The sequence below is a fragment of the Bacteroides sp. 3_2_5 genome, from assembly GCF_000159855.2.
GTDB classification, from domain to species: domain Bacteria; phylum Bacteroidota; class Bacteroidia; order Bacteroidales; family Bacteroidaceae; genus Bacteroides; species Bacteroides fragilis.
This window is the reverse complement of record NZ_JH636043.1, coordinates 366,571-381,832: the sequence shown is the minus strand read 5'-3', so window position 1 is coordinate 381,832 and position 15,262 is coordinate 366,571. Positions and strand designations below refer to the sequence as shown.

The following is a 15,262-nucleotide window of genomic DNA, read 5'->3' as shown; positions in this document are numbered from 1 at the left end:
TTGATTAATAAATAGAAAGATGAAAAAGCAAAATTCTATATACACTTTGTTGATAGCGCTATTGTGCTTTGTTAGTTCTTGCGACTATTTGGGAGTTTCCGATCAACTTGCAGGAGGTTTGCAGAATACCGAACAGGTGTTTGATAATGTATCGTATACAAAGAGATGGTATGCCAATGTTTTTGCCGGTATCCCCGATTATTCAGGGATTAACAGCGTGAATGTGGGAGCTTTCAAAAATCCCTGGACGGGTATGTGTGATGAGCTGGTCGTTGGGTATGGAAACTCTTCCAAATACAATAATTCGGATAGAAATGCTGCCAACATGGGTTTTCATCGTTATGGTGACTGTTACAAATACATTCGTCAGGCTAATATTTTTTTGCAGAAAGCACATCCGATAATGACTACGGGAACCCAAGGAGACCAGTTGTTGGAAGACGAGCTGACACAGATGAAAGCCAATGTGCGTTTTATGCGGGCATTTTATCACTATTTGTTGTTTGAACAATACGGTCCGATCATCTTGGTAAAGGACAAAATATACAATGCGACTGAGGATCAGGATGTACCCCGGAATACAGTAGATGAAGTAATAGAGTATATTGATTCCGAGCTCACAGCTGTTGCTTCTGAATTGACTCAGGAGCCTATTTTTGAAGATAAGGACTATCGTGCCTGGCCGACTAAAGGAGTTGCTTTGGCTGTTCGGGCAAAATTGTGGTTGTATGCTGCAAGTCCTCTTTTAAACGGTGGATACCGCGAAGCTCTGTCGGTGACAAATCCGGATGGTACCCGTCTGTTTCCTGATTATGACGCCGGTAAGTGGGAGAAAGCTCTTGCTGCTTGTAAAGACTTTATTGACTATGCTGAGGCCGGAAGATATGAATTATACAAAGAGTATAAAGACGATAACGGTGCTGTCATTGATCCGGATAAGTCTGTGTATAATCTGTTTCAGAAATATACACATGAGATTATCTGGGCTACGGCAAATAATGATTGGGGGGGAATGAATGGTGATGCTTTCGACCGTCGTATTGCTCCCCGTTGCGAAAAAAATGGCTTAGGTTCCACTGGAGTTACTCAGGAACTGGTCGATGCTTTTTATATGAAAGACGGTTTCCCTGTTTCGGCTACAGCCTATTTGCCGCAGTCTACACTTTATCAGGAAGAAGGGTATGGGACTTACAAAGATCAGAATGATAACTTTTCTAAGAAGTATACCAATGTGACTGTCAGCAATCGCTATCTCAATCGTGAACCTCGTTTTTATAATACAGTCTTTTTCAATGGACGTCAATGGCCAGTGAGCTGTAATCAGGTATTATTTTACAATGGTGGTAACTCCGGCGTACAGGAAGGACAGGCTACCCTGACCGGTTATATGCTTTTCAAACGTTTCAATCGTTCGGTCAGTTTAACTAATCCGGGAGTAGCCTCCCAGTTCCGTCCCTCTATTATTTTCCGTTTGGCAGATTTCTATTTGATGTATGCTGAGGCAGCCAATGAAGTCAATCCTAATGACGCGAGAGTTTTGAAATACCTCAATCTGGTGCGTGAGCGTGCAGGATTACCCGATATAGAGACTTTGAATCCGGCTATTCGTGGTAATCAGGAATTGCAACGGGCTGCCATTCAACGTGAACGCCAGATTGAACTGGCCACAGAGGGGCAGCGCTATTTTGATGTGAGAAGATGGATGATTGCTGATAAAAACGGGGAAGGTCGTCAGAATGGCTATGTGCACGGAATGAATGTACGCGGTGAGTCGAATGATAAAGAAGATTTCAATCGCATAGTGGAAGCAAGCCAGATTGTATTTAACCGGAAAATGTATCTGTATCCCATGCCTGATTCCGAAATGAGAAAGACCAAGAATCTGGTACAGAATCCGGGATGGTGATTTTTGAATAAATAAAAAAGATGTACTTATGAATAGATTTAATTACATAGGAATGTTAGCTTACGTCGCACTGTCTATGAGCAGTTGTGATGATAGTTTTGATGTAAGTTCCAAAGCCGATGGGGTTTTGGCTGTTTCTCAGGAAGGGTTTAATACATTGCAATCTTATAATGTAGGCGAAAAGTATACAGCAGATTTATGGATACAACAGGGGGGCTTGAAGTCAACTGCCAGTGTAGTAAGTTTTTCTGTGGACAAAGCCTTGCTCGATTCAATGAATATTGCCGATGGAACCTCATATGAACTTCTTCCTGCTGACTGTTATCAATTAACAAAAAGTTCTGTCGATATTCCCGTAAACGAATGGCTGTTGAAAGGTGAGCTCACTTACGACCCGGCTAAGATACAAGAGCTCTCCGGATATGATCATTTGAAATATGTGTTGCCTTTACGTGCTACATCCAGTGGAATGCCTTTTGTTTCAGGACGTTCTGTTGTGTTGTTGGGTTTTAAAGTTTCAGAGCCGATTGTAACTATTATGAATGCCGGAGTAGAAGAGATCAACCTGGCAGAAGTAAAGGAGTTACCTGTACAGATCGGGGTCCCATTCACCAATAAATGGGAAATCAGCTGTCGCTTGGAAAGCCGCCAGTCGGTGATTGATGCCTATAATACGGCTCACGGTACTTATTTCAGCATGCTTCCGTCCGATGCCTATGTGGCTCCCGAAACTCCGATTCTTCATAGTGGAGTAAATCAGGTTACAGCAACTTATAAACTGAAAGACGATGTCCTGCCGGGAAATTATATGTTACCCGTGCAAATAGCAGAGGTAACTTCTGATGCTACTATACGGGCTGATAAGGATGTTTATGCAGCTTATAGCATTATTAAAGAAGGGGATAAACTTTCTAAAACAGATTGGAAAATTGTATCGTTCACTACCGAGGAGGCTTCGGGTGAAGGCAGCAATAATGGACATGCCAAACATTTAATTGACGGAAATGTCGAGACTTTCTGGCATTCGCGGGCAGGGAGGATCTGATCCTTTACCTTATGAAATAATTATCGATATGAATCATCGGGTCAAAATAGCTCAGATAGAGTTATTGCCACGTGGGCGAGGAAGTAATAATCCGATAAAGGTGGTACGTTTTGAAGCCAGTGAAGACGGGACGAATTGGGAATCGATCGGTCAGTTTGGTTTTACGAATCAGGATGCCGCACTAAAATATTATGTAAAATCATCCACGGCACGCTATATCAAATTGGTCATTCCGGATGGGGTGGGTAATGGTACAGTAGCTGCGATTCGTGAATTGGATGTAAGGGGTACAGTCGTCAACTGATATAAATAAATTAATAATGCGAGTTAATAGTTGTAAATTCAATTATTAACTCGCATTTATATTTTAGTGTAATGTCATCAGATTGTTTTCATGCTACCAAAGATATACCGTATACAACTTTTGACTTAGTAATTATTTTACAATGATCTTCTATAAAAATGTTATTAATATGCACTTCTGTTGGGAAATAAATAAATTCAAAAGTACTTGAGAAAAGTTCCTGTAGAACTTGGAAAGTTTTGTGCATTATACATACAGATGCTACCTTTTAGATTGTGAAGTTAACAGTTTTAAAAGTTCGTAATAAATGGTTCTTTTTCGTGGCAAATATACTAATAACTTTAATAAAACAATTATTTAAGCATATCTTTTTTTAAAATATCGTAATTATGACTCTAAAAGTTCCTTTCTATAAGATGGCTTTCTATACTATTTACTATCAATGATTTGACCATCTAGCTTTTGATTATATACTTTTTCATAGAAAATATCCAGGGGTGGAAAATAGGTATATTTCTTTAGGATTCTGAACTACACTTTACAATTTCTCCTTTTCGTTTATATCGTTTACCTGTTTATTTCATAGGTTTTTTCTTTTCTTAAGTTCTACAGGAACTCTGATAAAATCAGCCGTTTTGTGCAAATTAATATCAGCATGGTTCAGTATAGATGAAGTATAAACCATATTTATTACGCCTATGAAAACATAAGAAAGACCCGATCCCAGACAGAACTATGCATCGATAGATGGATAGTATCTCTTTTCTTGAAAATTAATTTTAAAACCTACACAACAAAAAAGATTTAAGCTTATGAGAAAACCTTTTATGCTAATATCAGTTTTACCGATAACTGTTCATATTAGTCATGATACCGATACTGGCAGTAATCGTATCGATGGGATACCAGAAAAATATGTGTTTAAGAATAAAGTATTAAGATCAATTTGCTTTGTTCTGTTTTTATTATCTATCGGACTCAATTCAGCCTTTGCCCAAGTCCGTAATGCCGCCGGACTTGTGGTGGATGAGAATGGCCAGCCCTTGATTGGAGTACAAATTAAATTGGAAGGAACTACTACAGGAGTTATTACCGATGTAGATGGCAATTTCTCGATAAATGCCAAAAAAGGGGACATACTTCTTTTTTCGTATGTGGGCTACGAACCACAGCGGATAACCTATAAAGGTGAAAAGATTTTGGCTATAAAAATGCTTCCAAACACCGAATTGTTGGATGAAGTAGTGGTAATTGGTTACGGCAAACAGAAAAAAAATAGTGTAGTAAGTTCTATTAATGCCATCGGGCCTAAAGAACTGGCAGTATCATCTAACAGAAATTTGACCAATTCCTTGGCCGGACAGGTGCCGGGCCTGATTGCCGTTCAACGTTCGGGTGAGCCGGGATATGATAACTCTGAGTTTTGGATTAGAGGTGTAAGTTCTTTTAAGGGAGGTACGAATCCGTTGGTTTTAGTTGATGGTGTGCCTCGTAATATGCAAGATATCGAACCCGACGAGATTGAATCGTTTACTTTGCTGAAAGATGCTGCTGCGACGGCTGTATATGGGGCAGAGGGTGCCAACGGAGTTATTTTGATCACTTCTAAGCGTGGAAATTCACAGAAACCCAAAATATCTCTTCGTGCCGAGTCCACTTTGCTTACTCCGACTCGTCTACCTAAATTCATGAATTCGGTGGAGACACTCGATCTGTATAATGAAGCTTTAAATAATGAAGGAACAGCCAGTATACGCACAGCGGAAGAAATTGCCATGTATGGTCCGGGAGCCGATCGTGATCTTTATCCCGATACCGACTGGTTGAAGGAGATGTTGAGAGAGCATACTTACAATATGCGTTATACTCTTAATGTAAGGGGAGGTTCCGAACGTGCGCGTTATTTTGTTTCCGGAGCGTTTTATCAGGAGAACGGTATCTTTAAAGAAGGTAAGAAAAACGAGTATGACAATAATATCGGGCTAAAACGTTATAATTTACGTAGTAATATCGATTTTGATGCAACGAAAACGACTTTAGTAAAAGTAGATATAAGTGGGCAATATTTGCAGACAAACTATCCGGGGACAAGTACAAATACTATTTTTAATTCGATGTGCCGCACCCCGTCTTACCTGATGCCTGCTGAATACTCAGACGGGACAATTGCCGGACATCCGCGTCCTTCGGGTAATCGGGTGAATCCGTATAACTTACTTATGAATTCCGGATATGCCAAAGAATGGAGAACATCTATCCAGTCGAAACTGGAAGTAGACCAAAAATTAGACTTTATCACCAAAGGACTGAACTGGAAAGGTCTGATCAGTTTCGATGCAGACATGAAATATATAGCAAAACGTACAAAGACACCTACTCAATATCTGGCGACCGGACGTGATGAAAACGGTGGATTGCAATTTAAGAAAGTAGTGGAAGGCAGCGACGTATTGACCGAGAAACTGGAAAACTCTTCGAATAAAAAGATTTATTTTGAGACTTCGTTCAACTATAACCGGACTTTTGCGCAGAAACACGATGTGACTGCCATGGTTCTTTACATGCAAAAAGAGACTCAATATCATAATAATGCTCTACCTTACAGAAAGCAGGGACTTGTGGGACGTGCTACATATGGCTATGACGGGCGTTATTTTATAGAAGGAAACTTCGGTTATACAGGTTCCGAAACCTTTGCCAAAGGATATCGTTTCGGCTTTTTCCCGGCAATGGGATTGGCATGGTATGTCAGTAACGAACCCTTTTATCCGGAGGTATTGAAGAAGGTGGTCAATAAGTTGAAATTTAGATTTTCTATCGGCCGTACGGGAAATGATGATACCGGTGGCGACCGTTTCTTGTATCGTGGTACGATGAAACAGGATAATGGAGGATATGATCTCGGTTTCAGCGATACGGGAGGTATGGGAGGTATTGGTAATGGAATAACCGAAGCCCGGTTTGAAGCTCCTTACCTTTCATGGGAAATTGAGGAAAAGAAGAATTACGGTATTGATCTCGGGTTATTCGACAACCGTATTGATTTGCAAGTTGACTATTTCAATAATAAGCGTAAAAGCATTTTGTTGCAGCGTAATACAGTGTCCAATGTAACCGGCTTCCAGCAGATGCCTTGGCAGAATTTCGGTATTGTGAAGAATCATGGAGTGGATGCCAGTCTGACCCTTAACCAGAAAATAGGGCAGGTCAATCTGAGTGCACGTGGAAACTTTACGTTTGCCCGTAATGAAATTATCGAATACGATCAAGTGCCACAGGTATATCCTTGGTTGGAGAAAAGAGGCACCCGACTCAACTCAAATAAACTATATATTGCCGAGGGGCTTTATACATATGATGACTTTATCATCAATGGTGAGGGGCTCAACCGTACTTATGAATTAAAACCCGGAGTCGTTTCCGGCCTTTCAAGCGGTGTGCGTCCGGGTGATATCAAATACAAAGACCTGAACGGTGATGGTAAGATTGACAGTAATGACCAGAAGGAAGATGTAGGAAATCCTACTGTTCCCGAAGTGGTCTATGGTTTTGGATTTAATGCTGAATGGAAAGGTTTTTATGCAGGTATCTTTTTTCAGGGAGCCGGTAACACTTCGACAGTATTGGGAACCGGAGCTGACGCAACTTTTTTCCCTTTCCAGTGGGGAGTTGAAGAATCTGCTGTGCGTTCGGTGGTAGCCGATCGCTGGACAGAACAGAATCCGAGTCAGAATGTAATGTTTCCCCGTATGCATAGTAACAACTTCCAGAATAATACGGTAGCCAGTACGTGGTGGTTGCGTGACGCAAGTTTCCTGAGACTGAAGAATATCGAATTAGGTTATAATTTTGATAAAAAGTTGCTGAAAAAGTTGAATATAGAGGCATTACGTTTCTATGTGCAAGGAAACAATCTGTGTGTATGGGATCATATTAAAATGTGGGATCCCGAACAAGGAAACAGCAATGGAGGATTCCCTTATCCTTTGAACCGTACATTTACTTTTGGTCTTGACTTTACATTCTAACTAAATTAATAATAGTATTTATATGAAAGTATTTAAGAATTTATCCACCTATATACTGGCACTTGGATTTAGTGCGACTCTCTTTTCCGGTTGTGAAGATTATCTGAATGTTTCTGATGATCTGGCTGCGGAGATGACTATGGAAGAAGTTTTTAATAACACAAGTTATGCACGTCGGTTTCATCGCTACATCTATACGGGTATTCCCGATGTGTCAAATATCATTATAACGAGTGCTTATGCCGATCTGACCGGTTTGGACAATCCCTGGCCGGCTGTTTCTGATGAATTGAAGTCTGCACAGAACAATGTGAAGACGATTCCGACAATCGGTTATCATGCCGGATCGGCAACTTTGTCACGCTGGAGTCTTTATAAGCAGATACGACAGGCGAATGAGTTCATTGCCTATGCCCACGTTATTCCGCAGAATGGCGATGTGGCTGACTTTATTGATGAAAAAGAACTGGCTCTTTTGAAAAATGAAGCACGTTTCTTACGTGCCTATTATCATTACCTGTTGTTTGAGTTATATGGCCCAATTCCTATTATGACCGAAATTGCTGATCCCTCGGCCGCTGATTTGGACTATTACAGAAATTCGGTAGATGAAGTAGTCGCTTTTATCGATAAAGAACTTAATGAATGCTATGACCTACTTCCGGAGAAAGAACTGAATCCGGATGGCACCATCAATAATGAGCGTGCGGCAGCGCCAACCAAAGGGGCGGCATTGGCTATCTTGGCTAAATTGCATGTATATGCGGCAAGTCCGTTGTTCAATGGTGGTTATCCCGAAGCTATTGCTTTGAAGGATAATCAAGGCAAGCAACTTTTCCCGGCAAAAGATGACACGAAATGGAAGACTGCATTGGATGCTTTACAACGTTTTATCGATTATTCAAAGGGACGCTACTCTTTATACCAAGTAATGAAAAATGGTGAAATCGATCCGGCTGAGTCACTTTATCAGTTGTTTCAGGTAAGCGTTAACAATTCCGAAGCTGTTTGGCAAAGTAGTAAGAACTCCTGGGGAGGCGTAAATGGTGAGGGTCGTGAGCGTAGATGTACACCGCGTGCAATTTTTAGCGGATTCAGTTGTGTCGGAGTCCTCCAGGAAGCCATCGATGACTTTTTGATGAGTGATGGCAAGAGCATTGAAGAATCGGGTTTGTATAAAGAAGAGGGCATTGGTGAAGACGGTATACCGAATATGTATAAGAACCGTGAACCTCGTTTTTACCAGGATATAACTTATTCCGGCAAAGTATGGCAAAAAACAGATAAGAAAATTTATTTTTATAAAGGAATGCCTGACGATAATTCTAAAGCAGATATGAGTTATTCGGGATACTTGCTTTATAAAGGCATGAACCGTGACTTGTTGAATCAGGGAAACAATCCGAAATCCAAATATCGAGCAGGTATGTTGTTCCGTTTGGCCGATTTCTATTTGTTATATGCAGAAGCTTTGAATCATGTAAATCCGGGTGATGCACGCATCATTCAGTATGTGGACAGTGTTCGTTATAGAGCCGGTATTCCTTTACTGAAAGATATTAAGCCGGAAATTATCGGTAACCGGGAGTTGCAGGAAAAAGCGATCCGTCACGAGCGTCGTATCGAATTGTTTGCCGAAGGACAACGCTATTTTGATGTGCGCCGTTGGATGTGTGCTGAAGAGGAGGGTTATAAACAAGGTGGTCCGGTTCATGGTATGGATATGAATGCTACCGATCTTGAAGGTTTCATGAAACGTACTGCTTTTGAAACTCGTATTTTTGAAAAACGTATGTATCTGTATCCCATTCCGTTGGCAGAGATACAAAAGTCAAAAAAACTGGTACAGAATCCCGGATGGTAAGAGAAAACGCACACAATGGGTATCACAACTTGTTTTTTCATGATCACTTACAATCCTGTCATTTTGTATTTTGAAAATGTGTAGAAACTCTTTTTTACGGTCCGAAGGAGATGGGCTGAATAAAAATGTGTGGATTTTGCGATAGTGTAATTCACGCGTCTTGTGATTGGATGATATCTTGATTATAAAGAAGAGCTTTTGGTTTTGTATGGTAATAAAATGAAAGGCAGAAATATTAGAAAGATTTCAAAATGCTATTTGTGTGATACTCGTTTGTGATTGGATTCTAGAAGAAAATACTCTTTTTCGAGGGCCATTTATTCTGTTTTCTACGACGTGGCCTTGCTTTTCTTTCTGGAAGACAGATATCGTGAAAGCAGGAAGTTAACTTCCTGCTTTCACGATGTTAACTTTCTCTTGGTAAGAAGTTTGTTTTTTATCTTTACGATGTTAACTTCCTGTTTCCTGCTTCCGGATTTCAGGGTATAAACAGACCCGATATTCACATTTTGTTTGCCGATTCGCTCCTGTTTCGCCGTTTTTGGTAAAATGAATAGTTAGTATAAAATGGCTTTTTGCAATTTTTTAATACGGATTTCGGAATATTGCTTTTATAATGTCAATCGGTAAGTATGAGTACGGACAGTGCTTTCAATGGCTATGGCTATCTAAGCCCTTATGCAGATACCTGCTTTTATAGAGATGAGAAAAACGGTTTGTTTGAAAACTGTCACAACTTATTTATTGCAATTACTAAAACCGTTTCTTAAAATTTTGAGATTATTATTATTATTTGTTACTTTGTCAATGCCTTTTTATTAACTAATACTTTAAAATGAAGGAAAACACAATGTATTCGAATCTTGAATCGGTAGAACAATTATTTCGGCAATATTATAAGGTGTTGCGGGTATATGCGTTCCGTTTTGTGAATGATTGGGATATTGCAGAAGACGTAGTGCAGGATGTTTTTGTTGCTTTATGGAATAAACGTACAGATATTGAATTTGATGGCGCGGTAAAAGCCTATCTTTTTAAGGCTGTCTATAATAAATCGCTTAATATCCTTTCCAGTAAGAAATATACCGAAGAAGAATCCGTAGAACAATTTTCCGATCAAATCGAAGCACTGCAAATTCTGGAGAATAATCAGGAAAACTCGTTGTTCATGAAAGAACTCCAGGGTGAAATTGAAACTTTTATCGAAACACTTCCTACGCAGGTAAAAAAGGTATTTATATTAAGTAGAAGCTATGGTCTGAAAATAAAGGAAATCTCCGTTCAGCTCGATCTTTCTCCAAAAACCGTAGAAAAGTATTTGACCCGTGCTTTGTTGGAACTACGTACTCATCTTAAAAACAAGGATTTAATGAGTCTTTTATTCTTGCTTTATCTTTGCTCTAAATAATATTTAAAAAAAAGTATGTTTTTAGAGGAGGGTTTTTTAAATTTCACTTGTATTACTAATAGAGGAGCTAAAAATGAAGAATGAAATTAAAGACATAAATGAAGTTATCATACGTTTTCTGGATGGTACGGCTACCGGTGAAGAGAAAGTTTTTCTGTTCAACTGGCTGAAACAATCAGAAAAGAACCGGAATGAATTTTCCGAAGTCCGTGATTTATGGCTTTTAGGCAACACGATAGCTACCGACGATCTGGAAACAGAGATAGCGCTAGAGCGATTTAAAAATCGGATACAGTCAACAGAATCCGGTTTACGTAAAAACAGATTCGTTTTCAGGAAACACTTCGTTCCGTTCTTGCGTGTGGCAGCTGTCTTTTTGATGTTATTTACTGTAGGGTCTGTCTTTTATTATTGGGGTAGCAGTTCGGTCCCGAAACAGCCGGATGTCATGAATCGTTTGTTGACTGCCAATGGAAGTAAGGGACGATTTGTTTTGCCGGATAGTACGGTTGTATGGCTTAATTCCAATAGTTTATTGGAATATCCTGAAACGTTTAGTTCATCAGCCCGTGAAGTCAGTTTGTCCGGTGAAGCCTATTTTGAGGTACGGAGGAATGAGAAGCTTCCTTTCCGTGTGCAAGCCGGAGAGATGAAAGTAGAGGTATTGGGGACTCGTTTTATTGTTGACAACTATCGACGGAAATCCGGGGTTGAAGCAGTATTGGTAGAAGGTAGTGTGAAGATTGCCGGTTGTAAGATGAATCATTCGGTAGTATTGACTCCCGGGCAGTTGATTAATTATGATAAGAAAAGTGAACGTACGAAAGTACAAATGGTGAATACGGATGATTATATCAGTTGGATTCAAAATGAACTGACTTTTGATAATGATAAGTTGGCTGATATTATTATTAATTTAAATAAGTGGTATGGGGTGGATATTGAATGTCCGTCAGAGTTTGCTGAAAAAGTATTTATGTCGTTCTCTGTCAGGAATGGAGAGAATCTGGATGAAATTCTGAAAGCGATGACTTTGGTTGCTCCAATAAGATATTACTGGGAGAATGGTATCTTACATATTCTTCCCAGAAAGTGATAGGCAACACAAGTATTAATCTTAAAATGAATTGAAAATATGTAGAAACACACATCCAAGCAAAAAAATAGGTAAATGTTGCAGCACTTACCTATCTCTGAGTTTTTTTAATCACGTCTCTTGCAGGAGGCGCAATTATTTACTTTAAATCTTTTACAAAGATATGAATAAATTTAAATGGAGAAGCTTTTTAAGCTTTTTCTTAACAGAAAGAAACATTCGTTTAGTTAGACTAATGTCTTTTATTTTGTTTCTATTTGTTTTTCAGGGAGTTTATGCTCAGCAAACCCGCATCAATCTTCATGTGAAACAAGTTCCCCTAAAGCAAGTGCTTAAATCGATCGAATCGAAGAGTGAATACACTTTCTTCTACAATGATGCCGAAATTGACATGAACCGTAAAGTTACGGTACAAGCCAATAACGAACGTATTGATGTGATTTTATCCAAAATTCTTCCGGACTGCAAATGTGTAGTGGAGAATAGAAAGATTATTTTGGTTCCTGGTGCGGAGAAACAAAATACCCCAAATGATAATACTGCGAAAACGAAAGAGATAACTGGTACGGTTACAGACACACGAGGCGAAATGTTGATAGGTGTAAATGTAACGGTATTGGGAACTACTACCGGTGTTATCACTAATATCGATGGGAAATATTCGTTGAAGGTTCCGGCAGGTAAGTCACTTAAGTTTTCATACGTCGGCTATATCGCCCAGACTGTAAAGGTAGGTGATAAGTCAGTGATAGACATTGTATTGGAGGAAAACAGTAAAGCGCTGGATGAAGTCGTGGTAGTTGGCTATGCTGTTCAGAAGAAAGTTAATCTTTCGGGTTCGGTAGCAACTGTTTCTACCAAAGCGATCGAGGACCGTCCGGTATTGAATATGGGACAAGCGCTGCAAGGTGCTGTTGCCAACCTCAATGTATCGGTCGGTGATGGTGAAGCAGATGATTCTCCTTCTTATAATATTCGTGGTACCACCTCATTGAATGGAGGTTCTCCGTTGGTTGTCATCGACGGTGTGGTCTCTACCAGTGATCAACTGAATCGTATGAATCCTGTTGATATAGCAAATATTTCTGTATTGAAGGATGCTGCGTCATCTGCTATATATGGTTCACGTGCTGCGTTTGGTGTCATCCTGGTGACAACTAAGGATGGTAGCAATGAAAAACTTACCGTCAATTATAACAACAATTTTGTATTACGTACCAATACCCGCATGCCGGAAATTATAACAGATCCTTATCTGGTGGCAACCACTCGAAATACGATGGCATATCCATGGTATAATCTTTATAACGAGGAGCAACTGGCCTATGCGAAGAAATGTTCTGAGGATCCTTCTACTTCTCCTTATTTCTTGAATCCGGATGGATCTTATACTTACTTTGGTCGGACAAACTGGGTTGACGAGGCTTACAACGATGTAGGTTTTTCAACTATCCACAACATTGATATTTCCGGAAAAACAGATCGTATTTCCTATTACTTTTCGGGAGGATACAATCGGCAAAACGGTATGTTTAAGTATGGTAATGACATTTATAACCGATATAACCTGCGTACCAAATTACAGTTTAAACTGACAGACTGGTGGAGCTTGAACAGTAATGTCAGCCTGACGACTTCCGATTATGATTATGCGAATGCCATGACCAACACTTATAAACAGATGTATCGTAAGAATCCGATGGATATGGTTAAGAATCCTGATGGAACTTGGACAGATGCCAGTGTCGGTACATTGGGAGCATTGGCCGAAGGTGGTCGTGCTACCGACTGGAAAACAAATACAAATATCAACTTGTCGACTAAGATAGATGTGATCAAAGATGTCTTTTTTGTACAAGGAACATTTGCCTTTTCAAATACAAAAACCAGAAGTAATTGGTATAATTTGCCTGTGACTTACCGTAACGGACCGGAATTACCTGTTTTGACATTTAATCCGATTTCGACCGTATCCGATGCTTCAAGCAGTAACTCCGATACGAAACATATTCTATTTGATGTATATGGTACCTTCCAAAAAACATTTGCGAAGAAGCATGCTGTCACTGCTGTTGTGGGTTTCAATCAGGAAGAGTATAAATATGATTACGTAAAAGCAAATCGTAAAGAACTGATTTCAAGTTCACTGCCTACTATTAATCTGGCTACAGGTGATATGAATATGTCCCAGAGTATAACGACCTGGGCTCTGAGAGGTGCTTTTGCGCGTTTGGGATATATTTATAACGACAAATATATTTTTGAATTCAACGGACGCTATGACGGTACTTCACGTTTCCCTAAGAATGACCGTTTTGTATTTAATCCTTCTGTTTCTTTAGGATGGGTCATCTCACGTGAAAAGTTCTTTGAGCCTTTGACCGGAGTGGTCAGTTTCCTGAAGTTGAGAGGTTCCTATGGTAGTTTAGGAAACCAGGATGTGGATGCTTATGCATATCTTGCCACGATGGGATCAGGAAAAATCAGTCAGATACTGGATAAGCAGCAACCGGTATATGTGGGAGCTCCCGGATTGGTTGCCGGTAACTTAACCTGGGAAAAGGTAACTACTACCAATCTTGCCTTGGATGCCAATTTCTTTGATAACCGTTTAAGCATAACAGGTGAGGTATATGTACGTCGTACAAAAGATATGTTAACCCCCGGAGTTACGCTTCCAAGTGTTTTGGGAACCGACGTGCCCAAACAGAATGCAGCCGATTTAAAGACGGAAGGATGGGAATTGACTGTGGGTTGGAAAGATCAGTTCAAGTTGGCCGGAAAACCGTTCTATTATGATGTAAACTTCAATCTGGCGGATAGCCGTGCTTATATTACAAAGTACGAAAATCCCAAGGGATTGCTGGGCGATTATTATGTAGGAAAAGAGATTGGTGAGATATGGGGTGTAGAAACTTTAGGGTTCTTTACTTCCGAAGAAGACATTAAGAATCATGCCGATCAGTCATGGTGTACTTCTTATCCGGGTACCCGTCCTTTGGCACCGGGTGACCTGAAGTTTAAAGATGAAAACAAGGATGGTAAAATTACTGACGGAGCATGGACTTTGGAAGACCATGGCGATTATAAAATTATAGGTAATAGCCGTGCTCGTTATACATTTGGTTTATCGGCCAATGCACAGTGGAATGGATTCGATCTCAGCTTGTTTGCCCAGGGAGTAGGTAAGAAGGATTATTATCCGGGTACGGGTGACCTCTATTTCTGGGGTATCTATGCACAGCCTTGGACCAATATCACCAAAGGTAATATGTATGACCATTGGACGGAGGAAAATCCGGATGCGTACTTCCCCCGTATGAAAGCTTATGTGGCGGAAAATACGGATAGAGAATGTGGAGTGGTACAGACCAGATATTTACAGAATGCAGCTTATATGCGTCTGAAAAACCTCACAGTAGGTTATACACTTCCTAAGGTATTGTTGAATAAGATAGGAATTGAGCGCTTGCGCATTTTCTTCTCCGGTGATAATTTGTGTGAATTTTCGGGTTTATACAAGCATTACAAAGTAGATCCGGAGAGCTTAGGTGACATTGTCTATCCTCTTCAGCGTTCTTATTCATTCGGTTTAAATGTTACATTCTAAT

The 15,262-nt window shown here is 39.9% G+C and carries 6 protein-coding genes and 1 pseudogene; all 7 read left to right on the top strand.

All coding sequences use genetic code 11. The features are described from left to right. The first annotated feature begins 19 nt into the window (after window positions 1–19). The 7 genes and pseudogenes from BSHG_RS18420 (at window position 20) to BSHG_RS18445 (ending at window position 15,261) form a co-directional block, all read left to right on the top strand. Window positions 20–1,906: a RagB/SusD family nutrient uptake outer membrane protein gene (locus BSHG_RS18420; protein WP_005798153.1), complete on the top strand. Its 1,887-nt coding sequence runs from the start codon at window positions 20–22 to the stop codon at window positions 1,904–1,906. A gap of 28 nt (window positions 1,907–1,934) precedes the next feature. Further along, window positions 1,935–3,255 (top strand): annotated as a pseudogene (locus BSHG_RS0220005) (BT_3987 domain-containing protein). An 812-nt stretch (window positions 3,256–4,067) separates the two neighbouring features. Further along, window positions 4,068–7,283, top strand: coding sequence for a SusC/RagA family TonB-linked outer membrane protein (locus BSHG_RS18425; protein WP_008657507.1), 3,216 nt, complete (start codon window positions 4,068–4,070; stop codon window positions 7,281–7,283). Between the two features lie 22 nt (window positions 7,284–7,305). Then, window positions 7,306–9,147: a RagB/SusD family nutrient uptake outer membrane protein gene (locus BSHG_RS18430; protein ID WP_005790751.1), complete on the top strand. Its 1,842-nt coding sequence runs from the start codon at window positions 7,306–7,308 to the stop codon at window positions 9,145–9,147. Window positions 9,148–9,982: 835 nt separating this feature from the next. After that, on the top strand, window positions 9,983–10,555 hold the full coding sequence (locus BSHG_RS18435; protein ID WP_010993474.1) for an RNA polymerase sigma-70 factor: 573 nt from the start codon (window positions 9,983–9,985) through the stop codon (window positions 10,553–10,555). A gap of 73 nt (window positions 10,556–10,628) precedes the next feature. After that, a complete protein-coding gene (locus BSHG_RS18440; RefSeq protein WP_005798140.1) occupies window positions 10,629–11,651 on the top strand; it encodes a FecR family protein in 1,023 nt (340 codons plus the stop codon). 163 nt (window positions 11,652–11,814) lie between these two features. Further along, a complete protein-coding gene (locus tag BSHG_RS18445; protein ID WP_008657506.1) occupies window positions 11,815–15,261 on the top strand; it encodes a SusC/RagA family TonB-linked outer membrane protein in 3,447 nt (1,148 codons plus the stop codon). Window position 15,262: the final 1 nt, after the last annotated feature.